The organism is Trichocoleus sp. FACHB-591, assembly GCF_014695845.1.
Lineage (GTDB): Bacteria > Cyanobacteriota > Cyanobacteriia > FACHB-46 > FACHB-46 > Trichocoleus.
Genome location: NZ_JACJPA010000023.1, coordinates 1 through 22,586, shown reverse-complemented (window position 1 = coordinate 22,586; position 22,586 = coordinate 1). Strand labels below are relative to the sequence as shown.

Sequence of the window (22,586 nt, the reverse complement as noted above, 5' to 3'; positions counted from 1 at the left end):
GCGAAAGTAGGTTACAGCTCCGGATGGATTACTCAAATAAACGAAAATACGGATATCGAACAGGGGCACCCGGTTCTTTTTCTAGATCGAAGTTAATTACGTCCCAGCAGGGATCTTCTTCTGACGTTGGGCTAAATTCTACAGGTAGGCCGTAAAGCCGAGGTTTGGCTGAATCCGTCTGACCCCGCCAAGGAGTGCTGCGCTCTAGATAAGCACTGATTAAGTCTTTATAGCGTTGGGCAATGATGACGCGAGTAGCCCGATAGCCCTGAGTGTAAAGCCGGTCTAGCGCTTCATGAATTTCAAAGCGAATGCCATCTGGATGCGTGTGCTGACGATACCATTCGTTGTTCCACTGCCTCCAGTGCCGTCCTGACTGCAAGTGAACCAGTTCGCCTGTTTGTGGATCTGATTCAAAGGCACCGTGCCTCTGACACAAATAAGTATCTGTCAGGGTTAGAGCCGGAATGGTTTGGCGGCAGTGCGGGCACTGAATCTCCGGACCAAAAATTGGATACTGTAAGCCATGAGTCATCATGAAGTGCGGATCTGCATGGTGTTTCTGTGTCAGTGCCAGTTGTTTTATTATAACTAGGGAAGTTCTGCCCTCGATGTCAATTCTATGGGCATTCTACTGATACTCTGGGCACTATTTTGAGTGATTTCAACCCATCTCCTCTAATTTCGGCTTCTTATTGGCCTGCACCGGATCTTTCTCAAGCTGCATTTGTGGCTCCGGGGGCGACGGTCATGGGTAATGTGGCGATCGCCGCTGGTGCCAGTATTTGGTTTGGTGCCGTGGTGCGGGCTGATGTCGAGCGCATTGAAATTGGCCTCTGTACCAATGTTCAAGATGGAGCCATATTACACGGTGATCCAGGTAAGCCCACAATCTTAGAAGACTACGTCACCATTGGACATCGAGCCGTGATTCATAGCGCTCATATTGAGCTAGGTTGCTTAATTGGGATTGGGGCGATCGTACTGGATGGAGTGCGTGTAGGGGCAGGCAGCATTGTGGGGGCGGGTTCGGTCGTAACCAAAGATGTACCTCCGCGATCGCTTGTGGTGGGAGTTCCGGCGAAACGGTTGCGCGAACTCGCAGATGAAGAGGTGGCAGACTTAATTGAGCATGCCCGGCGTTACGAAAAGTTAGCCTTGGTTCATGCAGGCAAAGGCACCGATCTTGGCTTCACCCAAACGCACGCTTAAGCATGCTTGTAGATGCCCTCAATCGATCGCTAAAAATAAGCCGAAAGCCTGAGAAATTGCGATCGCTGTGAAAAAGCGCCCGTTTGGATAAATAATACAATTATGAGAGCTATTCAAAAATCTTTAATCTCTGGTTAGAAGAGGAGATCGGGATATGGACTTGGATTATCGCGTGGTAGTGGTTTTGCTGCCAGTCATTTTGGCTGGAAGCTGGGCAGCATTCAATATTGCAAAGGCTGCTTTGGCTCAAATTCAAGGGTTTCTGGCCAAGTAACCACACTATAGGGCTGAACTATTTCAGTTCACATGATGCAACAAACGACTGTAATCCTTTGCGGAAACACAGTCGTTTTTGTTTTGGCGCTATGAGTTTGAGGAGTACGCAGAGTGCGAGCACTGCGATCGCTGGGGTTGCTGTAAATTTAATCGAGTTTTTGCTCGGATGCTTCAGACCAAGCAATCGGGTTAAAAGAAGTGTCGTAGTCGTAGACATCAATGTGCTCAGTCTGCTTGAGGAAGTTCACCACTATGTAGGTTAAAGGGGTCGCGATCGCCTCGTAAGCCGTTTTGATCAGCCATTGCGTCACAATTGCTGAAATCATCTGGCTAGCTGCGATCGTGCCGACAAAGGCTACTGTGACGAAAATTAGCGAATCCAACCCCTGTCCAACAATTGTGGAACCAATGGTTCGCATCCAAAGCCACCTTCCCTGAGTCGCCACTTTCAGCTTGGCTAACACGAAGGAATTGACAAACTCCCCCACCAAATAGGCTAGAAACGAAGCCAGCAGCAATCGAGGTGTATTGCCTAGAATGCGCTCGTAAGCCGCTTGTCCATCCCAAAACGGCGCAGGGGGAAGCTGTTGGCCAAGCCAAATGGCAAGCACGGCAATTAAGTTGCACAGAAACCCCAACCAGATTGCTAGACGAGCCTGCCGATACCCATACACTTCAGTGAGCACATCTCCGCAGATATAGCTAATCGGAAAAATCACGATCGCGGCAGTCACGACCTGGCCTTGCAGGGTCACTAGCTTGGTCGCGACAATGTTGGACACAATTAGGCAGGTTACGAATAGAACCACCACGAGCAAGAACCATCCAGAGTAGCGAGTGGAGGGAGGGGGCGATGCTGAGGGGGAATTGCGAGAATGCTGCTTCGGCATGGTGCTGTTGCTAGGGTTCTACCTGCAAAGCATTGTGGCACTGAATTGAGTAGATGAACGAACTGTTAACTTATATCGTCAAGTGTTTCTCCAAGCTTGGAAAATAGAGTTTTAAGTTCGTTAAATTGAGTTTTGAGTTGATGCTGCGTCGCAAAAATTCGCGCCTGCTGGACCCTTATAGAAGGGTCCAGCAGACTAGAGGACCGAGCCTTCTGGGCGAACTCCTCAGGTGCAACTTGAACTTGATAAATTTCACTTAACAATTTTGCTAAGGCCTCTGAAGTTGGCTTTCCCTGGTTTAATAAACTCTGAGCCAGAATCCGGGCTTGACTCAGCGTCAGCTTTTGCTGCCCAGCATATAGTTCTTGATTTTCCTGATTGAGGTTGGACAACTCTCGGTTAGTATGAATCAGCTCTTGCTCCAGCACTTGAGTTTCTTGATACGTATTTTCTAATTGTTGTGTCAGAGACTCTATCTGCTCTTGTAATAACGCGATCGCATCTTGTAGCTTAGATTCAGCCTGTTCGTAAATAGCGTTAATTTCCTGCAATTTTCTCTGCTCGGAGGGCTGACTCAGCATAGCCGATAGTCCTTGCGCGTTTTTTGTTAGTGCACACCTCTTAACTAGAAGTTTAGAAGACGGCAAGATAGAGGCCAAAAAAATTCATCAAACTAGAGCGATTAACTTTAAAGCAACGTCTCAACTAGCTAGGAAACAGAGTTGCAAAAATCAGGATGATGGTTGGGCAGCTAATGTCATCCTGTAAAGTAACGGTTCCTGGTTTGGCAATGAATTCGATTAAGCAAGCGAGTGATGCAGGTCAACCTAATGACAAAGGGCAGGCAGTAAATGTGGAGGCTCTGCTCAACCGTTTTGGTTATTTTGGGGTGCATTTGGGCTTAGAACGCATCCAGCGACTTTTGGCGGAATTGGGTGATCCGCACCAGCAGGTTCCGATTATTCATGTGGCGGGGTCGAACGGGAAGGGCTCTGTCTGTGCTTACCTGTCATCCGTATTGACCCAAGCTGGGTATCGCGTGGGCCGCTATACCTCGCCGCACTTGGTCGATTGGTGTGAGCGAATTTGCTTGAATGAGCAACCCATTGCACCGGAAGCATTGGAGCAAGTTTTGCGACAAGTCGAGGCAGCGATCGCCCCAGACCAGCCTTCTCCCACGCAATTTGAAGTCATTACTGCGGCCATGTGGTTGTATTTTGCCCAACAGCAAGTGGAGATTGCCGTGGTTGAAGTGGGCTTAGGAGGGCGCTTGGATGCCACGAATGTCTGCGATCGCCCCCTGGTCAGCGTCATCACTTCCCTCAGCCGCGAGCACTGGCAACGCCTCGGCCCCACTCTCGCCGACATTGCCAGAGAGAAAGCAGGGATTCTCAAGGCTGGCTGCCCTGCGGTAATTGGCCCCTTACCCCCAGAGGCGCAGGCTGTCGTCGAAAAACGAATTGCAGAACTGAACTGTCCGGCTGTTTGGCCGCAACCCGCCATAGAAACTCAACCCGGTTGGGCCGAAGTCGCCAGCATCCCAAATTGGTTCCAATCAAAAGCCGAAAGCCAAAAGCCAAAAGCCAAAATCGAATATTCGTTGCCGCTCCCCGGTGCGGTGCAATTGAGTAATTCCGCTTTAGCGATCGCTGCATTGCAAATTTTGCAGCAGCAAGGCTGGGAGATTCCCGATGCAGCGATTGTGAGTGGCATTGCTAAAACGCAGTGGCCTGGACGGCTGCATTGGCTAACTTGGCGCGGTCACCGTTTGCTGGTAGATGGGGCACATAATCCGGCAGGAGCCCAAGCTTTACGGCAGTATATCGATCGGCATGGCGACCAACCCGGAGAGGTGTATGGCGATCGCTCTGTTGTGTGGGTGGTGGGCATGATCGGCACTAAAGATCATGAAGAGGTGCTCGAAGCTTTGCTGCGTCCTAACGACCAGCTCCATTTAGTCCCGGTTCCAGACCATGAGCCTGTGGATCTTGAGCGGTTAGCGGATTTGGCCCAGCAGCGGATTTGTCCTCAGTTAGTCGCCTGCGAAACTTACGCCGATCTGGAGCTAGGGCTACAAGCTGCTACCCAAAATGCTAAAGGGGTAGGCAATCAACCTACCCCCGGTGCTTTAGTAGTGTTAGCTGGTTCGCTTTATTTGTTGGGTGACTTCTTCAAGCGATTCCAGGCTGATTTGGGTCCTAATTTGGGTGCTATCTAGGCTCCTCTCCGCTGATTCCAATTTGTTTCGGCATCCGCGATCGCCTGATCGACGGTTTTCTCACCCAACATCGCCGCCTGCAAATTGTCGTAAATGGTTTTTTGCAGTTGCTTCACATCCTTCATAGCTGGAACCAACACTTCTGCATCTTTTAGCTGGCCTGCACTGATAGAGCGAGCTTTATCTACCGGAGTGGCGTTGGTGGGCAGAGTTTTGAAGTAGCTATCCTCTAGGGCCTGTACGGTCGAGGGCAGCACATTGGCTTCCTTCGCAAAAACCAATTGATTGTCGTTGTTGGTGACATACAACGCAAACTTTACGGCTGCGTCAGGATGCTGAGTATCGCGAGGAACGACTAAATTCATCACAGCCACATTTTTCTTGCCACTGTCCCCGGTGATTTGCGGAGCAGAGGCAGAGGCTTGAGCCACAGCAGGAGCATTTTTAGCGATCGTATTCAGGAATTCAGGACCAGAAGCCAAGATGGCAGTTTCACCTTGCTGATATAAGTCGATCGCGTGGCGGTGTCCTTGGGTCAGCACTTCACGAGGCAAAGCACCGCTTTTGTACAGGTCCACCCAATATTGGAAAGCAGCCTTGCCTTGAGGCGTATTAAAGGCGGCTTTACCCTGCCCATCAACTAACTGAACCCCCATCTGCACAAACGACTCCATCACCTCGCCAGAGTCTTCTGGGACCACCGTGGCAAAAAAGGCGTACTTGCCTGTTTTGTCTTTGATTTGTTTAGCGACTGTAGCTAGTTCAGCGTAGGTGGTCGGTGGCTGGCTCACTCCTGCTTGCTTCAACAAATCAGTGTTGTAGATCGCAACTCGCGTCGTTAAATACCAAGGAATGCCAAAGCTTTGATTATTCAGCGTGCTGGCTTTCCAAATATTGGGGAGGTACTGCTGGCGCACTTCGGCGGGAATTTTTTCATCCAAGTTTAACCAGGCATTGCGAGCCGCAAGCTGAGAGGCAAAGCCCGGATTCAGGTTGACCACATCGGGGGCAGTTTTGGCAGAGACAGCGGTGAGAATCTTGCTCTCCATCGCCGTCCAAGGCACATCCACCCAGCGCACTTTGATATCAGGATTTTCCGTTTCAAATTTACCAATCAGTTGGTTGAAATAGTCGGTAAATTGAGGCTGCAACTGCATGGTCCAGAACTCAATTTCTTGCTTACCGCCCGCGGTTTGGTTGTTTCCAGAGTTGGAAGGACCCGTGCCACAACTCACCACCCAACTCAAAACCAAGCCCAGCAAGGCAAAAATGCCAAATTGTCTCCAGCGTCTCATTCTCATAATTTCATAACGGTCGAGTATTGCCCAATCTACTGCTTCAAAGTAGCCACTACTACACCACAACTTTGACGGCAGCCGCACAAGCTTTGGCTCGTTCTCTGGCTTCGTCGGTTGTGGTTCCTAAAGCTAAAGCAACGCCCATGCGTCGTTTCTGGTGACACGAAGGTTTACCAAAGATGCGAACTTTGCTCGTGGGGACTTGCAAGGCAAGATCAATGCCTTCATAGCGCGGGTTGTCTCCTGCCTCGGACGCTAAAATCACTGCCGAAGCTCCGGGTCGAATCAACTCAATCTCACCAATGGGTAGCCCAGCGATCGCCCGCACATGCAGCTCAAACTCCGACATATTTTGGCTAATCATCGTCACCATCCCTGTGTCGTGAGGGCGAGGGCTAACTTCACTGAAGTAAACCGTTTGCGCTCCTGCCGGATCACCTTGAATAAATAGCTCCACACCAAAAATGCCCCAACCGCCTAAAGCTTCGGTGATTTGACGACCGATGGCGTGACACTGCTCTAGCGTGTCTGGGGTCAGCGGGCAAGGTTGCCAAGATTCCCGGTAATCACCATCGACTTGAATGTGCCCAATCGGGGGACAAAAGTGAGTCCCATCCATAGCCCGCACCGTCAGCAAGGTGATTTCTGTATGAAACTCCACAAACCCTTCGACAATGATGCGGCGATTCTGGGCGCGTCCCCCCGACTGCGCGTATTGCCAAGCAGCATCAATTTCAGCCTCAGTTCGGACAATACTCTGCCCCTTTCCCGAAGAACTCATGACAGGCTTGACGACACAAGGCAGTGCCAGTTCCGCGATCGCTTGCCGATATTCTGCCTCGCTGTCGGCAAAACGGTAAGGCGAAGTCTTCAAGCCTAACTCTTCCGCTGCTAGCCGCCGAATGCCTTCGCGATTCATGGTTAAGTTGGTTGCCCGTGCGGTAGGAATCACCCGCCAGCCTTCTTGCTCTAGCTCTACTAGGGTAGCGGTGGCGATCGCTTCCACTTCCGGCACAATCCAATCCGGTTTTTCGCGCTCAATTAAGTGCCGTAGCTTGGGGCCATCTAACATATCCACTTCATAGGATCGATGCGCTACTTGCATCGCGGGAGCATGGGCATAGAAATCAACTGCAATGACTTCCAACCCCAGCCGCATCGCTTCGATCGCAACTTCCTTGCCCAACTCTCCAGAGCCTAGCAGCATGAGGCGTCGCCCACTAGAGGTTAAGGGAGTTCCCCAGACTTGGCTTTCCTGGCGTGATGGCACAGCATTCATAATTTAACCGTCTGTATTTTTCTCTTTTTTATATATACTTTCATGCATCCCGTTCTAACAGACGGGTGCTCAGGGGTCGCTCTACGCTTTTTCGCTGCTTACACAGCCCAAAAAGACATTGTCTAGCTTGGCGGGAACAATTAACCATAAGACAGCCATCACTTAGTGGTTTGCTAAAGAGGAAAATACCTATTCGATTGATGGGTTATCCTCAAATCGTGATGGGTTGATCAGCCGGATGAATCCTATTCCATCAGTACGAGTTAACTCAATTTTTGAAGAGGTGTACGCAATTTTCACAATTGTGTGTAATATCGCTGGTAAGTTGAGTTGGATTGAGATCAACGCAAGCGAACTGTCCCCTTGCTTGGTTCCCCAAAAAAACCAAACTTTTGGAAAGTTCAAAACGAGCTTATTGGGGATGAAAGCCAAAAACATTAGGAGAAAAAAACAGCCGTTTTCTTTTCTTTAGTGAATGGTGTTGCTGTAAATGATGTTTTCGTTTGAAGACGCAACCAGCAATCTAGGAGCAGTTCACTCTTTGTTGATGATATTTTTTAAGGTTTGTATCCTTCTAAGCAGCATGGTAATTCTGCAATAAATTGGTTACCATACATCGGCATCCATCTCACTACAGCCCTTGTCTCTGGCCTCACCCAACTAACTAAACTGATACGACTGAGTGGATAAATGCTGTGGTTAACACATTGAAAGGTCTATTTTCAAAGCGTACGAAAGGGGTTGGTATAGAGATCACCCCCGAACGAATTAACATTGCCCAAGTGCGGAAGCAGGGACAGGCATTCAAATTAGTCACGCTGTCATCTGTAGAGGTGCCAGAGGGTATATTTCAGGAGGGCCAAATTGCTGACCCGACTGCAATGGCTGGCTTGATTCAATCCGCCTTGGCTGAAAATAAAATTAAAGTAAAGCGTGCAGCAACAGCGATCCCGGCGCGAGAAGCAGTCACCCGATTGATCCCAGTTCCAGCGGAACTGGATGATCGCGAACTTCGGGAAATGGTCTTGAATCAAGAGGCTGGTCTTTACCTGACCTTCCCCAGAGAAGAGGCTGATGTTGATTACCAAAAGCTGGGCTTCTTTGTAGATGAGGATGGCATTGAAAAGGTTCAAGTTTTGCTCGTCGCCACGCGCAAGGAAGTGACAGATACTTACCTCAGCACTTTTGAGCAGGCGGGCTTGCAACTGGACGTTTTAGAAACCAGCAGCTTCGCCTTGATTCGGACGATTCGAGAGCAACTGCGGCAGTTTGCCCCCCAAGAAGCAGTGGCGATCGCCGACGTTCAGTTTGAAAGTACAGAAATTTCTATTGTGGTGGATGGCGTCCCCCAGTTTTCCCGCACCGTCCCGATTGGCACGTTCCAAATTCAGAGTGCATTGAGTCGAGCGATGAACCTGCCTCCTAGCCGCAATACTGATTTGTTGCAAGGCATGACGATCCCAATTACTCCCACCGATACTATTGGTGGCACAACTAAAATGGGGGGTACCAATCCAGGTACGGCTGCCATGCTGAGAGTTCTGGGAGAACTAGCAGATGAGCTGCGTCGTTCTATTGACTTCTATCTCAATCAAGGTGAGAACTTGGAAGTGGCGCAACTGCTCTTGGCAGGACCAGGAGGTGGGATTGGTCAGTTAGATGAATTTTTTACTCAACGACTCAGTTTGCCTGCAAGCCAGGTTGATCCAATTGCAGCGCTTTCACTAGAGGTTGATCAGGAAATTCCCTTAGTTCAGCGACCTGGATTAGGGGTGGTGCTAGGCCTAGGATTGCGGGAGATCTGAACTCATGTATAGTCTTGATGTTAATTTTCTCAATGACCGACCGGAGTATCGACCAGATGTAGGAGGTGGGCCATCTCGGCCTAAAGCGGCTCCTGGCAGCTTGGTGCCCTTGTTCCTAGGGGTGGCAACGGGTGTGTTTCTCCCTGCTGTCGTTCTCGTTTTGTGGTTAGTGCTGCAAAACAAAAATGCAGAGCTACAGACTCGAATTGATCAGCTCAATGTACAACTGGGTGAATTGCAAAGAGCGGATGAAAAGGTAGCTGCAATTAATGCTCAAGCGGGTCAAATTAAGGCTGAGACTGACGCCCTGGCTACAGTCTTCAATCAAATTAAGCCTTGGTCTGCCATGTTGCAGGATATTCGCGATCGCGTTCCAGCCGGTGTACAAGTCAGCAACATTCAGCAGACTGATGCCCCTGCTGCGACTCCTCAAAGTCCAAATCCAGCTCCCAAAGTTGAGATTTCAGGCGCAGCTCGCTCCTTTAATGATGTTAATGATTTCTTGCTAACCCTACAGAAATCCCCTTTTCTCAAGGCCAGCGAAACACAGCTAGTCGGTGCTGACTTAAGGGATAACCCAACTCAAATTGAGGTTCGGCAAGATCGCACACCTCAATCTTCTACACCAGACGTTCAAGTGAAGCTACCACAAGTAGTGGTTTATAAAATTCAAACTAGCTTAAGTGATGTCCCTGCTTCTGAATTGCTCCGAGAACTGGATCGCAAGGGTGCTGTGGGGTTAGTCACTCGGATCAGAACGCTTCAACAAAAAGGAGTCATTCAACCATGACTATCAGTGGAGATTTTGTCCCTTCCGACGGCAGAGACTTTGGCTCCGAGCCTGCCTATCCTACAATCTTCGGCATTGCCTTAACTCCCACCATTAGTGGCGTTTTAGTGGCGGTTTTAGGCATTGGGGCATCTGCATATCTGTTGCTCAATCAAGTTCAGCCAGCTTGGAATACCTACCAAACCCTTCAAGCTGAAGCTGAGCAAAAGGAAACCCAAATTCAACAACGGGGTAATATCCAGAAAAAAATTGATACCGCAAACAAAAATTTAGAGCAGGCGAAACAACGTAGGACAGAAGTTTATGCTTTGTTCGCTGATGAGAGAACGTTAGACACTCTACTGCTTGATCTCAATCGCCTAGTTAATGCCAGAAAAGCCAAGTTAAGTAGTTTCACGCCTGCTCCAGAACCTGCAACTGTAGTCAGTGATGGTTCCTTAGGGCCTGCGGTCAATGGCAAGCTTAAGCGCAAAGAGATCACGGTTAACTTGGAAGGCAACTACGAACAAACTCAGTCGATTATGCGAAGTGTGGAGCGCTTACAGCCGCTCTTGCTAGTTAAGAGCTTTAACTCTCAACTAGATCAGTCAACCCAAAAAATTACCGTTGATCGTCGGGGTCGTCTGCTTCCAGTTGGTCGGCCTGAGACTAACTTAAAAACATCCTTTAAGCTACAGGCATTATTGCCGTTGAGTTCAGAGGAAGCGGCAGCAGCGGCAAAACCGCCTGCTCAGTAACGTTGATGGCTTTTGAGTGTGGAGCCAAGACAAGGTTGAGATTTCCATTTTTTGAGAGGAGGGAACTGTGAAGCATCATCTCGGATTGAGCAGTCTATACATTGGTGGGGCCGTCATGGTGATGGCTGCTCAGCCTGTATGGGCTGCTCCAGCAACGCAAGTGACTGGTGTAAAGGTTAACCCCACGAGCGGTGGGGTAGAGGTTGTATTAGAGACTCGCAATGGCGCGCGTCCACAAGTTTTTACTGTCAGTCGAGGCAATAGTTGGGTTGCTGATGTGATTAACACCCAACTGCGCTTGCCTCAAAGTGAGAGTTTTCGTCAAGATAATCCTGCACCTGGGATTAGTTCTGTCGTAGTGCTACCCCTAGATACCAATAGTGTGCGAGTGATTGTGGCGGGTCAAGGAGCAGCTCCCGCAGGACAAGTAGCCCAGCGCGATCGCGGTGGCTTACTGTTTAGCCTTACCCGTCCAGCGGGTAGCGAAACAGCTCAAGCAACCCCAGCGCCTACAACTCAGCCCGGTAGTGCTACTCCAGCAGCTCCAGCTCCAGTTCCTACAGCCCCTGCTGAGGATGTGTTGGTTCCTAGCCCCAAAATTACAGTGGATGGGGTGCCAGTGTCGCCCCAAAGCCCAAATGTAGCTCCACCTTTCTTGCCTAGAGCAGTCGCTCCTCCGGTGGGTGACATTGTCGTTTCTAATGTAGATGCGGCAGCGACATCGATTGATTTAGGTAGTGCCGAGCGGGTTCCACGTCTGGTGCTAAGAGATGCACCAGTGCGAGAAGTGCTGTCTCTTTTAGCTCGTGCAGCAGGGCTCAATTTGGCTTTCAGTACAGAAGGTGGTGGCCAGCAGCAGGGGCAGCAAGCCCCAGCTCAACCAGGAGCAGCAGGAGCAGGTGGACCCACCATCTCTCTGGACATTGAAAACGAGCCTGTTCAGAATGTATTTAACTATGTGCTGCGCCTAAGCAATCTAGAAGCTAATCGAGTCGGGCAAACCGTTTTCGTGGCTCCCCGGTTGCCTAATACAGCGCGAGATGTGATCGTTCGCACCTTCCGGATGAACCAGGTAAGTGCGGAGCAAGCCTCTGGCTTCTTGGTCAGTATGGGCGCAGAAAGTGCGGTTACAGTCACCCAACCCGTAACAACTGTTAACGCAATTCCGGTTCAAGGAGCTGAGGGTGCGCCACCGATTACCCAAACCAGCACCACGAATCAGACGGTCGTAAACACGTTGCGGATTGATACCGAAGACTCAAGTCCTCTGCTCAGAGGTTTGCAGGTATTAGTAGATACCCGTCTTAACTCGGTGACTTTGGTGGGAGCAAAGAATCTGGTTGATGTGGCGTCTGCTCAGTTAGTGCAACTCGACCTACGTCGTCGCCAAGTAGCCGTGAACGTCAAAATCATTGATGTAAACTTGCTTAAAGAAGAAAGGTTTGGCTCTAGCTTCTCGTTTGGTATTGACCAGAGCCGAGCTATTAATGCGGGTGGAATTGGAGTCGTAAATTTTGGCAGTACCAGTCCGGTAACGGCAGGGAGCCTGACCACTGAAACTGTAGGCCGAGGACCTACCAGTTTTGGTGGACCCCTCGGATTTAACTTCGTTAGGCAGTTTTTGCTCCAGTTGCAAGCATCTGTTGCAAATGGTAATGCCAAGATTTTGACTGACCCCACTTTAGTAGTGCAGGAAGGTCAACAAGCAACTGTTAACTTGACTGAGCAGGTAATTGGAGATGTGGAAACTACAATTTCAACTAGCAATCCTCCAGTGGTTACCACAGAAATTACCAAAGAAGACACGGGCCTGATTCTTACTGTCAATGTTGAGCGAATTGATGATAATGGCTTTGTGAACTTGTCAATTGCTCCTCAGGTGATTGCATTAGCCAGACAAGAACCTGTTACGTTACCTGGCTCAGGTGAACAGTTAATTGCTTTGCTAACGGAGCGATCGCTGACGTCTGGAACCATTCGCATGCGGGATGGTCAGACTTTAGTTCTATCTGGCATTATTCAAGATCAGGACAGAGCCAACGCTCAAAAAATTCCTATCTTAGGCGATTTACCCATAATTGGTGCTTTGTTCAGAAGTACGACTAGAATTAATCAACGAGCTGAGGTGATTGTGCTGGTCACACCGCAGATCCTGGATGATTCCGATCGCTCTACTGTTGGTTACAACTATACGCCAAGTCCTGATGTCCGTCAGATTCTGGAACGAGGCACCACACGCAATCCTGAGAAGAAGTAGTGAATGCCTAAATAGCTTCTGTTGCAGGGTACCAGATTCTGTAACTGACTATTCTTAATACTCAATCCCCTATTCACCTCTGAGTAGGGGATTTTTTTGCGAAAAAAGTTTCCAATTTGAGTCTAATTACCTAAAAAATCCTGAGATCTATATATCTTAAAGGTTTCAACGATCCATATTAGGCGAGTACACCTTAGAATAAGGCATTGAAAATTCGAGTCTGCGGGACTTTCAGCCATTTTGGCTGAGTTCTTCTCGAAGGATCACTCTACAATCTCACCTGGAGATTAGGACAGTAATATCTATCTTCTTAAAAAAGGAGATTCAAACGCATGAATAAAGGTGAATTAGTTGACGCGATCGCCGATAAGGCGAGTGTGACCAAAAAGCAAGCAGATGCGGTCTTGACTGCGGCTTTGGAAACCATTGTTGAAGCGGTTTCTACAGGCGATAAAGTCACGCTAGTCGGCTTTGGCTCTTTTGAGTCACGGGAGCGCAAGGCTCGTGAGGGACGCAATCCCAAAACGGGTGACAAAATGGAAATCCCAGCGACCAAAGTTCCTGCTTTCTCGGCAGGTAAGTTATTTAAGGAGAAGGTCTCGCCTCCCGAAAAATAGCCACTTTTCACTAGTGAGGCCGCTCTTTGAGCCGTCCAATCCACGGGGGGAATTTAGCTTGGGCAGCAGCGCTGGCGGGCTGTCCCCCTGCTGCTATTCTTGATTTCTCTGCCAGCATTAATCCTTTAGGCCCCCCTGAGTCTGCGATCGCGGCAATTCAAGCTCACTTATCTGAGCTGACGGCTTATCCTGATCCAGACTACGCTCAACTCCGAGCCGTTCTGGGTCAGGCTCATAGCTTACCTGTAGACTGGCTCTTGCCAGGCAATGGTGCTGCTGAGTTGCTGACTTGGGCCTGTAGAGAATTAGCTGCGCTGCGGGTGACTGGCTTAATTACCCCCGCGTTTAGCGACTATGGGCGAGCTCTAAAAGCATTTAACAGTTCTGTGCTTGAGTGCCCGTTCGATAATTTTAGTTTGCCAGTTTTGGATGTTGGGTCAGTCATTGAACCCCTAACATCCAAAATGGCTTCCCAGACCAGGGGCTTGTTGATCAATAATCCTCACAATCCGACTGGACAGCTATTTTCCAGAGAAAGTATTCTGCCGTATTTAGAGCAATTTGCTTTGGTGGTGGTGGATGAGGCCTTTATGGACTTCTTGCCGCCAGAGCAGCAGCAAAGCTTGATTGAGGTGGTGCAGAAATATCCCAATCTAGTAATTTTGCGATCGCTCACCAAGTTCTACAGTTTGCCTGGTTTGCGCTTAGGCTATGCCATTGCTCACCCAGAGCGCTTAAAGCGTTGGCAGCAATGGCGAGATCCTTGGCCTGTGAATGTACTAGCGGCGGCAGCAGCGGCAGCGGTGGTTCAGGATACAACGTTTCAGGCGCAGACTTGGGCTTGGTTGCCAGTAGCGCGATCGCAGCTTTACCAGGGTTTGGCTCAATTACCAGGATTGCAACCCTACCAAGGGGCTGCGAACTTTTTGCTCGTAAAGTCGGAGCAGCCTACCGTAGAAGTGCAAAAGAATTTGTTGTTGTGTGAGCAGATTTTGATTCGGGATTGTGTCAGTTTTCCTGAGTTGGGCGATCGCTACTTTCGAGTTGCGGTTCGTACGGAGGCTGAAAATCAAAGGTTAATCACAGGGTTGGCTAAGATTCTTTAGAGAGTGCTTGTGTTAGGCAGTGTGTCTAACGCCTCATCCAAATCAATCTGGTGAACGACTAAAAGCATGTCTGTTGAATACGATTTGGTAGTGGTTGGCGGCACACCTGCGGGTGGCTATGTGGCAAGGATGGCTGCTGAGTTCAAAGCGCGAGTTGCTTGGGTCGTGCCGGAAGACTGGGGAAATCAGGGCTTAGCCTCTGAGTGGATTTCCCATGCTGCTCTAGCTCATTTAGGCAAGGTGACAGAGCAGGCCTACCAGAGCCAACAATTAGGGTGGTTAGGGCAGACAACTGAGGCAGGAGCTTCGCCTGGGTCCGTGCAGTGGTCTGGGGTTGAGCAATGGCTGCAACGGATTGTGAGTAACTGGGAAGAGCAAAACTCACCAACAGTTTTGTCTGCGTTGGGAGTTGAGGTGATTTTTAGCGCGGGGCAGTTTTGCCGTCGGCCTCGATTTGCCTTCACGGTCAGCGATCGCTTGATCCGATCTCGATCCTATCTATTGGCTTTAGAGAGCCACCCCTTCATTCCAGACATTCCGGGGCTGAGCAGTGTGGGATTTTTGACTACCACTGGCTTTCCTCAGGCGATCGCTAACCAAGCAATGCCTGAAACGGTGGTGATTTTGGGCGGTGATCCGACTGGAATTGAATTGGCTCAAACTCTAATACGCTTGAATATTCAGGTGACGTTGGTGCTGGGAAGCGATCGCATTTTGCCCCACGAAGATGCAGAAGTGGCATTTTTGTTGCAAGCGCAGTTGGAAGCAATAGGCGTTCGGATTTTGACGAATACGCCAGTGGCTCAGGTGAGGGAGATTGAGCAGAAAAAATGGGTGCAAGCAGGCAACCAGGCGATCGCGGCAGATGAGATTGTGGTGGCAATGGGACAGCAACCGCATGTGGAGTCGCTTAATTTAGAGGCGGCGGGAGTCGAATGGTCATCGCAGGGAGTTTGGTGCAACCAAAAACGGCAAACGACAAATCCACGAGTTTATGTCTGTGGCAACCCGATCGCAGGTTATCTGGCTCCTCACGTAGCTCAGTATGAGGCGGCGATCGCCCTGAAAAATGCCCTCTTTTTCCCGCGCTACAGGGCCAACTACCAAGGAATTCCCACGACGCTGGCTACTGATCCAGCCTTGGCCCGAGTGGGTTTGACAGAGCCAGAAGCTAGACAACGTTACGGCAAGGATGTCTTGGTTTTACGGCAAGACTTCAAAAGTTTGGCGCTGGCGCAGATTCGGGCTGAAACTACCGGATTGTGTAAGTTGGTGGTGCATCGCAATGGGTCGATTCTGGGAGCCCATATTTTGGGATCAGAGGCGAGTGAGCTGATTGCTGTGATTGCTCTAGCCATGCGCCAGAATCTAAAGATTGACGCGATCGCTGACCTAGCCATTCCCTCTCCCACGTTTGCTGAAATCCTGAGCCAAACGGCAACAGCATGGCAACTGCACCGCTTTAAGCACAACTCCATGTGGCAAAACTTTTTGGAAGCTTGGTTAAATTTCCGGCGATCGTGGTCTTCTTAGCGCCGAGTTAACCGATGGTTTAGACCCGCGCCAGCGTTACGGCCTCTGGTTGGTCTTGATACTTGCCCCGACGAGTTTCGTAGCTAACCGCGCAAGGCTCACCTTCTAAAAATAGGAGTTGCACCACACCTTCATTGGCGTAAATACGGCAGTCAGCACTGGAAGAGTTAGAAAACTCTAGAGTCAGGTGCCCACGCCAGCCAGCCTCCGCAGGGGTCAGGTTAGCGATGATGCCTGCTCTGGCATAGGTTGACTTGCCGATACAGATCACCGTGGCATTGGTAGGAACTTCCAGCCGTTCTAGCGCTACCCCCAAGGCATAGGAGTGAGCGGGCAACACAAAATAGCTGCCATTATTGTCTGTATGGAGCTTAGTTGGCTCTAAATTTTCTGGGTTGAAATTCTTTGGATCAATCACCGTGCCCGGAATGTGGCGGAAGATGCGAAACTCAGCAGGTGATAAGCGAATGTCGTAGCCATAGCTTGAGAGGCCATAGCTAATCACAGGGCGAATTGCTAAGTTGACATCTCCAGAGACTTCCCGAATCAACTGCGGCTCAAAAGGCGTAATCATGCCCTTTGCAGCCATTTCTGTAATCCATGTGTCGTTCTTAATCATCCCGCTTCCCCCAAATCCGAATCCCATGTTTCCCAAAGCAGAGTTAAATTACACCCATCGCAGTCACTAGGGCAATATTCTGTGCTAATTTGTGACTTCCCACTGACTTCTAACTAAATAGTTGTAAGCCTAAGGTTGGTGGCTGCGGCGGAGTTCTGTGATTTGATCAGCTACATCTAAGATGGCTGGAGGCATTTCTGGCCCCGTCAAAATCACATCTACATGACTAGGCCGCTTCTGTAAGAAAGCCAACACTTCTGTTTCGGCGATTAAGCCAAAGTTGATCGCCAAACTTAATTCATCCAAGACAACCAAATCGTAGTTGCCTTGCATCACCACTGATTGGGTATGATGCCACAAATCTAGAAGCGATCGCATTTCAGTTTCGTCTAGATGAGGCGTATCGATGCAGCGGGGTAAATCGCAGCGAATCCAGTCAAGGTTTTGCCCTAGCCGTACCGGATGCTCATGCCCTTGGCCAATACCACCTTTGAGAAACTGCACCACTAAAACTGATGTGCCTTGCCCGGCGATGCGGAGCGCTTGTGCCATGACACTCGTGAAAAAGCTGCGATGCGAACAAGTAAAAACCTGTACCAATCCTTCGATCGCGTGGGGGAAGCGGCGACTGACTTCTGCAACAGTTCGACGTTCTCCAAGACCTTGCGTTTTAAGGGAATTCAGGGCTGGGGTTTCAATTTGGGAAACCATAAGGCAGGTCACGATCCAGTCAGGACTTTAAAGCGAGCAGTTCAGGCAGTAGATGCAGCGTAGAAAGCGAAATATAGCGTAGATTGCTCCGAACTCCCCTCATCAAACACTAGATGTGTGAGTCCGTCAATAGTCGTTTGTGGGTGCATTTCTATTAAGCCAAGTCTAAGCCTAGAAAACATCTAGAGCAGGACAGAGCTAGAGAAGCTTAATGAAGCTCCATGAATCTTGGGGATTGCTGCCGAAATTTATCGTTTCTCACGAACTTCAGCTAATAATGAGAAAAACTGGCAGCAGGTAGGAGCATAGGGCCGTGAGATTGGTGATTCTGGGTGGGCCAGGCGCAGGCAAAGGAACTCAAGCTCAGCACCTCTGCCGTCATTTTGAGATTCCCTTAATTTCCACAGGAGAGATGTTGCGACAGGCGATCGCCGCTCAAACTCCCCTCGGTCAGCAAGTCCAAGCTTTTGTTGAAAAAGGCGAACTGGTTCCCGACGAAACCATGATTCAACTGATGCGACAGCGACTGCTGCAAGCCGATACCAGCCGAGGTTGGCTCTTAGAAGGGCATCCCCGCACCGCTTTTCAAGCCGAGGAATTAGATTTTCTTTTGGAAGACTTAAATCAGCACCTGAACCAAGCAATCTGGCTAGACGCGCCGGATGATGTGTTGATGAGCCGTTCGATCGCTCGACAACGCAGCGACGATACGCCAGATGTGATCCAGCACCGGATTGAGTCATTCCGAGACTACACAATGCCGATGTTGGACTATTACGAACACCGCGATCGCTTACTCAAAATCAACAGCAACCAATCTATCGAACAAGTGCATCAGGAAATTTTGCAGCACCTACAATGATCGGCAGGATGCTGCAAACCACAACTGCTGTATCCTAACTGAGGCGTTTGAGGCAAAGGCGTGAATTCAGAAGGGCTTCTTACAAAAATGGCATTCCAGCGTACCGACGGTCGCCAACCTGACCAACTGCGTCCCATCAGCTTTGAGCGTCACTTCACCCGATTTGCCGCAGGTTCCGTGTTGACCCGTTGTGGCGATACCCAAGTTCTTTGTACCGTCACCATTCAACCCAAGGTACCCAGGTTTTTGGAAGGCAAAGGTCAAGGTTGGCTGACCGCAGAATACCGCATGCTCCCCGGTGCTACCCCTCAACGTCACGAACGAGAATTTCTTAAGCTGTCTGGGCGCACCCAAGAGATCCAACGTTTAATTGGACGCAGCTTGCGGGCTGCCCTCGATATGGAAGCTCTAGGCGAACGCACAATCACAATTGATGCAGATGTCTTGCAAGCCGACGCTGGCACCCGTACCACTGCCATCACCGGAGGCTTTGTCGCCCTCCAAGACGCGATCGCCCAACTGATCCAAAAAGGCGACCTAGAGCGATCGCCCATCCGCCACCAAATCGCCGCAGTCTCAGTCGGCTGGCTAGAAGACCAACCCATCCTCGACCTTAACTATGTAGAAGACGTAGCTGCCAAAGTAGACCTCAACGTCGTCCTCAACGACCAACTAGGCGTGATTGAAGTCCAAGGCACCGCTGAAGAAGGAGCTTTCAGCCGCACCCACCTCAACCAAATGCTAGACCTAGCCGAAAAAGGTATCCAAGAGTTATTTGAAGCCCAACGTCAGGCGTTAGTGGATTGATCTGCTCCCCTAGCCCCAATTCTGGGGGGAATTAGAAACTAAGTGTCTATAACTTGCCACTGATAAGACTTGCCACTGATAACTAAAGCCTCTCTGGAGGAGGTCTGGAGGACGCAGCCGTCCTTCAGCGGGGGTTTGGGGGTGAGTGCCCCCAAGGCTCGGATTTCACAATGCCAAATCTAGAAACGCCGCCTGCTAGTCGTTTTAAGCCAAATCACAAACAGTTAAAAATCATTGCGGTTCCCCCAGCCATTAAGCCACATACTAAATTGCTATATCCCAGGATAGACAAGGGTTTGACGCGATCGCCCCCTCTCCCTAAGCCCAATGTGCCTACACTCACCTCCCCAACATCTTTGAGACAATCAAAAGCGACTCACACTATAAACCCATCACACCCCACGATTGCGATCGCTGAGCCGTTACTTCCTTAGTGCCAGAAGGTGTAAGAACTTTTTGCCAAAGGTTTTGACTTCTGCAATTTCCCTCAGCGGAGTGGTCGATGACAACCGAGATTAAGGGACACCGGATATGAAATTGGCTTACTGGATGTATGCAGGCCCTGCCCACATTGGCACCCTCCGCATTGCCAGCTCTTTCAAAAATGTGCATGGCATCATGCATGCTCCCCTAGGAGATGACTACTTCAACGTCATGCGATCGATGCTAGAGCGGGAGCGAGACTTTACCCCAGTAACCGCCAGCATCGTAGACCGCAACGTCTTGGCCCGTGGCTCCCAAGAGAAAGTAGTAGACAACATCACTCGCAAAGACGCCGAAGAGCATCCTGACCTGATCGTGCTCACTCCTACCTGCACCTCCAGCATTCTGCAAGAAGATCTGCAAAACTTCGTCGATCGCGCCCAAGAAGCTTCCGTCGCTGATGTCTTGCTCGCTGACGTGAACCATTACCGCTTCAACGAAATGCAGGCTGCCGATCGCACTCTAGAGCAAATCGTGCAGTACTACATCGCGAAGGCCCGCAAAAAAGGCGACCTCCCGGAAGGCAAAACCGCCAAGCCCTCGGTTAACATCATTGGCATCTCTACCCTGGCGTTCCACAGCCACCACGACTGCACCGAGCTGAAGCGGTTGATGGCTGACTTGGGCATTGAGATCAACGAGATCATTCCAGAAGGAGCATCTGTTCTCAATCTCAAGAACCTGCCTAAAGCTTGGTTTAACTTGGTGCCTTATCGCGAACTCGGCTTGATGACAGCTCGCTACCTCGAAAAAGAGTTTGGCACTCCTTATGTAGACATCACGCCGATGGGTGTAGTAGAGACGGCTCGTTGTATTCGCAAGATTCAACAAGTCATCAACGCCCAAGGTGCAAACGTTGACTACGAAAACTTTATCAACGAGCAAACCCTGCATGTCTCGCAAGCGGCCTGGTTCTCTCGCTCCATCGACTGCCAAAACCTCACAGGTAAAAAGGCCGTAGTCTTTGGCGACAACACCCACGCCGCCGCCATGACTAAGATTTTGGCTCGCGAAATGGGGATTCAGGTAGTCTTAGCGGGCACCTATTGCAAGTACGATGCTGATTGGTTCCGTGAGCAGGTTAGCGAGTACTGCGACGAAATTTTGATCAGCGATGACAATGGCGCAATTGGAGATGCGATCGCCCGCCTAGAACCTTCTGCGATCTTCGGCACCCAAATGGAACGCCACGTCGGCAAACGCTTGGATATTCCCTGTGGTGTCATCGCTGCCCCCATCCACATCCAAAACTTCCCCATCGGTTACAAGCCCTTCCTTGGCTACGAAGGCACCAACCAAGTCGTCGATTTGGTCTACAACTCGTTCACCCTCGGCATGGAAGACCACTTGCTAGAAATCTTCGGCGGTCACGATACCAAGGAAGTCATCACCAAGGGCATCTCTGCCGACTCAGACCTCGGTTGGAGCCGCGATGGCCTAGCTGAACTGAACAAAATCCCCGGTTTTGTTCGTGGCAAGGTGAAGCGCAACACCGAGAAATTTGCTCGTGAACGTGGCATTGGTGAAATAACAGCTGAAGTGCTCTACGCAGCTAAAGAAGCCGTAGGTGCATAAGAGATAAGCGCTTTTTGAATCAATAACTTATAGTAGGGTAATCAACAATTGCCCTACTTTTTTATTATCGTCATTTAGTTAAAAGCATTTGATATGGAAAGAGAAACTGAACCACGTAATTGGCTATCAGTTGAATTAGTTATTTTTATACTTATCGTCTTAAGCTTCTTTGCTGTTTTTACTATTTTCATATTTGTAGGGATTCCCAATACTTCCTTAGAGAGCTTTGCTGAATTGTTAGAATCAAGCTCCATCAAGGATTTTATTAATATGAAGGATCAAGCTATTAAAATTCGACTTGAACTTGTTAAGACAACTGCAACTATTTTGGGAGGGCTGGCAATTTTAGCCAATTTATATTACACAGCTAAGCGAGCAGAAGCTATGGATAGAAGTGCAACAGCAGCACTGTCAAACATTGAAATTAGTAGACGAAATGCATTTCTAACAGAACAAGGCCAAATAACAGAGAGATTCACTAAGGCAATTGAGCAGCTTGGCTCTAATAATACTTCAATACGTTTGGGGGGAATTTATGCTCTTGCTCAGATTTCAAAGGAATTACCAGATAAGTATCACTGGACAATCATTGAAATTCTTGCTGCTTTTGTTCGAGATAACTCAACATTATTTTATAGTTCAGCTGAGCTATTATCAAAATTCAAGATTGAAGATCCTACTACAAGACTAGAACGAAGAGAAAACATTTCTATAGATATACAGGCTGCTTTAACTGTTATTGGTAGAAGAGATTACAAGCAAGACCCTATAGATCCAACAAAAATTGATTTAAGTAAAGCTCACCTGAAAGGGGCAGATTTAAGCAGTTGCTATCTTGAGAACGTATCTTTTGCAGGATCGAACTTAGAGGGAGTAAGTCTTTGTAAAACCAATTTAGAAGAAGCAGATTTCAGAGGTGTTAAATCTGTTTTAGAAAGAGAGTTTTTAGAAGAAAAAGTTGTTAAAGAATTTTATTCTAAAGTTGAAGATATCAAAAAAGACATAGATTTATATTTAGAGCTCGAATATATATGGGATAGCTTGAATAGCTTTCAAGAACGGAGAGGAATAGACTTTGAAGGCGCTATTTTGAAGCATGCAAACTTCTATGGCTCTCAACTTCAGTTGGCTAAGTTTAGTCAAGCAGATCTATCCTTTGCAATATTCGATAAATCTATGTTGGAAATCATTGATTTCTCAGGGCATAGTCTTCAAAATGCCTCTTTTAGAGAAGCTGTAATTAAGGGAGTACTTTTTGGGGTAATTGACATGAAGAAAACAAGTTTCAGGAAATCTGATATGCATAGAGTTGAGTTTTCTGGTTGTAATTTAGAAAAATCAAGGTTTGAAGATGCTAAGTTAAAAAGCATTCTTTTTCACGAAGGAAGTTTACTTAAACAGGACTTACGCAGAGACAGACATAAACTAGAGGCATGAGCTTCACCAAACTGGATTACTGCCAGTACTTACTAAGCAGTCCGATTAACTACACGATGACGAACTTGGCTGAC

At 49.0% G+C, this 22,586-nt stretch carries 22 protein-coding genes; 15 read left to right on the top strand and 7 right to left on the bottom strand.

Annotation, left to right across the window (positions count from 1 at the left end; genetic code table 11):
- Window positions 1-28 precede the first annotated feature (28 nt).
- A complete protein-coding gene (locus H6F90_RS03505) occupies window positions 29-538 on the bottom strand; it encodes a TIGR02652 family protein (RefSeq protein WP_190550260.1) in 510 nt (169 codons plus the stop codon).
- A 116-nt stretch (window positions 539-654) separates the two neighbouring features.
- Here H6F90_RS03505 and H6F90_RS03500 point away from each other — a divergent pair, with 116 nt between their 5' ends.
- Both H6F90_RS03500 and H6F90_RS03495 read left to right on the top strand, forming a co-directional pair.
- Window positions 655-1,212: a gamma carbonic anhydrase family protein gene (locus tag H6F90_RS03500; protein WP_190550257.1), complete on the top strand. Its 558-nt coding sequence runs from the start codon at window positions 655-657 to the stop codon at window positions 1,210-1,212.
- A 154-nt stretch (window positions 1,213-1,366) separates the two neighbouring features.
- Window positions 1,367-1,486 carry a photosystem II protein Y gene (locus H6F90_RS03495; RefSeq protein ID WP_190432371.1) on the top strand — a complete coding sequence of 40 codons (120 nt, stop codon included), beginning with the start codon at window positions 1,367-1,369 and terminating at the stop codon, window positions 1,484-1,486.
- Between the two features lie 148 nt (window positions 1,487-1,634).
- Here H6F90_RS03495 and H6F90_RS03490 read toward each other — a convergent pair whose 3' ends face one another.
- On the bottom strand, window positions 1,635-2,378 hold the full coding sequence (locus tag H6F90_RS03490; protein ID WP_190550255.1) for a queuosine precursor transporter: 744 nt from the start codon (window positions 2,376-2,378) through the stop codon (window positions 1,635-1,637).
- A 65-nt stretch (window positions 2,379-2,443) separates the two neighbouring features.
- Window positions 2,444-2,959, bottom strand: a complete 516-nt coding sequence (locus H6F90_RS03485) for a hypothetical protein (RefSeq protein ID WP_190550253.1) — start codon at window positions 2,957-2,959, stop codon at window positions 2,444-2,446.
- A gap of 209 nt (window positions 2,960-3,168) precedes the next feature.
- Here H6F90_RS03485 and H6F90_RS03480 point away from each other — a divergent pair, with 209 nt between their 5' ends.
- Window positions 3,169-4,596 (top strand): folylpolyglutamate synthase/dihydrofolate synthase family protein, encoded by a 1,428-nt coding sequence (locus tag H6F90_RS03480; protein ID WP_190550251.1) that lies wholly within the window; start codon window positions 3,169-3,171, stop codon window positions 4,594-4,596.
- On the opposite strand, the gene H6F90_RS03475 is transcribed toward H6F90_RS03480, so the two are convergent.
- Both H6F90_RS03475 and purT read right to left on the bottom strand, forming a co-directional pair.
- The gene (locus H6F90_RS03475; RefSeq protein WP_370587936.1) at window positions 4,593-5,978 is read right to left on the bottom strand and encodes an ABC transporter substrate-binding protein; all 1,386 of its coding nucleotides are present in this window, start codon (window positions 5,976-5,978) and stop codon (window positions 4,593-4,595) included. The genes H6F90_RS03480 and H6F90_RS03475 overlap by 4 nt on opposite strands.
- The gene (purT, locus tag H6F90_RS03470) at window positions 5,950-7,173 is read right to left on the bottom strand and encodes a formate-dependent phosphoribosylglycinamide formyltransferase (protein WP_190550249.1); all 1,224 of its coding nucleotides are present in this window, start codon (window positions 7,171-7,173) and stop codon (window positions 5,950-5,952) included. The genes H6F90_RS03475 and purT overlap by 29 nt, the downstream gene beginning before the upstream one ends.
- 695 nt (window positions 7,174-7,868) lie before the next feature.
- On the opposite strand from purT, the gene pilM reads away from it, so the two are divergent.
- From pilM to H6F90_RS03435, 7 genes are all read left to right on the top strand, one after another.
- The gene (gene pilM / locus H6F90_RS03465; RefSeq protein WP_190432381.1) at window positions 7,869-8,978 is read left to right on the top strand and encodes a type IV pilus assembly protein PilM; all 1,110 of its coding nucleotides are present in this window, start codon (window positions 7,869-7,871) and stop codon (window positions 8,976-8,978) included.
- A 4-nt stretch (window positions 8,979-8,982) separates the two neighbouring features.
- Window positions 8,983-9,768, top strand: coding sequence for a PilN domain-containing protein (locus tag H6F90_RS03460; RefSeq protein WP_190432382.1), 786 nt, complete (start codon window positions 8,983-8,985; stop codon window positions 9,766-9,768).
- Window positions 9,765-10,505, top strand: a complete 741-nt coding sequence (locus H6F90_RS03455; RefSeq protein WP_190550248.1) for a pilus assembly protein — start codon at window positions 9,765-9,767, stop codon at window positions 10,503-10,505. The genes H6F90_RS03460 and H6F90_RS03455 overlap by 4 nt, the downstream gene beginning before the upstream one ends.
- Before the next feature lie 67 nt (window positions 10,506-10,572).
- The gene (locus tag H6F90_RS03450; protein WP_370587935.1) at window positions 10,573-12,762 is read left to right on the top strand and encodes an AMIN domain-containing protein; all 2,190 of its coding nucleotides are present in this window, start codon (window positions 10,573-10,575) and stop codon (window positions 12,760-12,762) included.
- 332 nt (window positions 12,763-13,094) lie between these two features.
- The gene (locus H6F90_RS03445; RefSeq protein WP_190432385.1) at window positions 13,095-13,379 is read left to right on the top strand and encodes an HU family DNA-binding protein; all 285 of its coding nucleotides are present in this window, start codon (window positions 13,095-13,097) and stop codon (window positions 13,377-13,379) included.
- 26 nt (window positions 13,380-13,405) lie between these two features.
- Window positions 13,406-14,485 carry a threonine-phosphate decarboxylase CobD gene (gene cobD / locus H6F90_RS03440; RefSeq protein WP_190550246.1) on the top strand — a complete coding sequence of 360 codons (1,080 nt, stop codon included), beginning with the start codon at window positions 13,406-13,408 and terminating at the stop codon, window positions 14,483-14,485.
- A 66-nt stretch (window positions 14,486-14,551) separates the two neighbouring features.
- Window positions 14,552-16,018 carry an NAD(P)/FAD-dependent oxidoreductase gene (locus H6F90_RS03435; RefSeq protein WP_190550244.1) on the top strand — a complete coding sequence of 489 codons (1,467 nt, stop codon included), beginning with the start codon at window positions 14,552-14,554 and terminating at the stop codon, window positions 16,016-16,018.
- A gap of 19 nt (window positions 16,019-16,037) precedes the next feature.
- On the opposite strand, the gene dcd is transcribed toward H6F90_RS03435, so the two are convergent.
- Window positions 16,038-16,637 carry a dCTP deaminase gene (gene dcd, locus H6F90_RS03430; RefSeq protein ID WP_190550242.1) on the bottom strand — a complete coding sequence of 200 codons (600 nt, stop codon included), beginning with the start codon at window positions 16,635-16,637 and terminating at the stop codon, window positions 16,038-16,040.
- Window positions 16,638-16,766: 129 nt separating this feature from the next.
- Complete coding sequence (locus tag H6F90_RS03425; protein WP_190550240.1) at window positions 16,767-17,348, bottom strand: P-loop NTPase family protein; 582 nt, start codon at window positions 17,346-17,348, stop codon at window positions 16,767-16,769.
- A 313-nt stretch (window positions 17,349-17,661) separates the two neighbouring features.
- Here H6F90_RS03425 and H6F90_RS03420 point away from each other — a divergent pair, with 313 nt between their 5' ends.
- The 5 genes from H6F90_RS03420 (at window position 17,662) to H6F90_RS03400 (ending at window position 22,512) form a co-directional block, all read left to right on the top strand.
- Window positions 17,662-18,210, top strand: a complete 549-nt coding sequence (locus H6F90_RS03420) for an adenylate kinase (RefSeq protein WP_190550238.1) — start codon at window positions 17,662-17,664, stop codon at window positions 18,208-18,210.
- A gap of 87 nt (window positions 18,211-18,297) precedes the next feature.
- Complete coding sequence (rph, locus tag H6F90_RS03415; protein ID WP_190550236.1) at window positions 18,298-19,017, top strand: ribonuclease PH; 720 nt, start codon at window positions 18,298-18,300, stop codon at window positions 19,015-19,017.
- A gap of 170 nt (window positions 19,018-19,187) precedes the next feature.
- Window positions 19,188-19,451 (top strand): hypothetical protein, encoded by a 264-nt coding sequence (locus H6F90_RS03410; protein ID WP_190550234.1) that lies wholly within the window; start codon window positions 19,188-19,190, stop codon window positions 19,449-19,451.
- A 97-nt stretch (window positions 19,452-19,548) separates the two neighbouring features.
- Window positions 19,549-21,075, top strand: coding sequence for a ferredoxin:protochlorophyllide reductase (ATP-dependent) subunit B (gene bchB, locus H6F90_RS03405; protein WP_190432398.1), 1,527 nt, complete (start codon window positions 19,549-19,551; stop codon window positions 21,073-21,075).
- A gap of 93 nt (window positions 21,076-21,168) precedes the next feature.
- Complete coding sequence (locus H6F90_RS03400; RefSeq protein ID WP_190550232.1) at window positions 21,169-22,512, top strand: pentapeptide repeat-containing protein; 1,344 nt, start codon at window positions 21,169-21,171, stop codon at window positions 22,510-22,512.
- The last annotated feature ends 74 nt before the right edge of the window (window positions 22,513-22,586 follow it).

Excerpts from the sequence above, each read along its gene's own strand:
- H6F90_RS03505 (WP_190550260.1), bottom strand. The coding sequence starts at position 538 with ATGATGACTCATGGCTTACAGTATCCAATTTTTGGTCCGGAGATTCAG.
- H6F90_RS03495 (WP_190432371.1), top strand. The coding sequence starts at position 1,367 with ATGGACTTGGATTATCGCGTGGTAGTGGTTTTGCTGCCAGTCATTTTG.
- H6F90_RS03490 (WP_190550255.1), bottom strand. The coding sequence starts at position 2,378 with ATGCCGAAGCAGCATTCTCGCAATTCCCCCTCAGCATCGCCCCCTCCC.
- H6F90_RS03485 (WP_190550253.1), bottom strand. The coding sequence starts at position 2,959 with ATGCTGAGTCAGCCCTCCGAGCAGAGAAAATTGCAGGAAATTAACGCT.
- H6F90_RS03480 (WP_190550251.1), top strand. The coding sequence starts at position 3,169 with ATGAATTCGATTAAGCAAGCGAGTGATGCAGGTCAACCTAATGACAAA.
- purT (WP_190550249.1), bottom strand. The coding sequence starts at position 7,173 with ATGAATGCTGTGCCATCACGCCAGGAAAGCCAAGTCTGGGGAACTCCC.
- H6F90_RS03460 (WP_190432382.1), top strand. The coding sequence starts at position 8,983 with ATGTATAGTCTTGATGTTAATTTTCTCAATGACCGACCGGAGTATCGA.
- H6F90_RS03455 (WP_190550248.1), top strand. The coding sequence starts at position 9,765 with ATGACTATCAGTGGAGATTTTGTCCCTTCCGACGGCAGAGACTTTGGC.
- H6F90_RS03445 (WP_190432385.1), top strand. The coding sequence starts at position 13,095 with ATGAATAAAGGTGAATTAGTTGACGCGATCGCCGATAAGGCGAGTGTG.
- H6F90_RS03435 (WP_190550244.1), top strand. The coding sequence starts at position 14,552 with ATGTCTGTTGAATACGATTTGGTAGTGGTTGGCGGCACACCTGCGGGT.
- dcd (WP_190550242.1), bottom strand. The coding sequence starts at position 16,637 with ATGATTAAGAACGACACATGGATTACAGAAATGGCTGCAAAGGGCATG.
- H6F90_RS03425 (WP_190550240.1), bottom strand. The coding sequence starts at position 17,348 with ATGGTTTCCCAAATTGAAACCCCAGCCCTGAATTCCCTTAAAACGCAA.
- rph (WP_190550236.1), top strand. The coding sequence starts at position 18,298 with ATGGCATTCCAGCGTACCGACGGTCGCCAACCTGACCAACTGCGTCCC.
- H6F90_RS03410 (WP_190550234.1), top strand. The coding sequence starts at position 19,188 with ATGCCAAATCTAGAAACGCCGCCTGCTAGTCGTTTTAAGCCAAATCAC.
- bchB (WP_190432398.1), top strand. The coding sequence starts at position 19,549 with ATGAAATTGGCTTACTGGATGTATGCAGGCCCTGCCCACATTGGCACC.
- H6F90_RS03400 (WP_190550232.1), top strand. The coding sequence starts at position 21,169 with ATGGAAAGAGAAACTGAACCACGTAATTGGCTATCAGTTGAATTAGTT.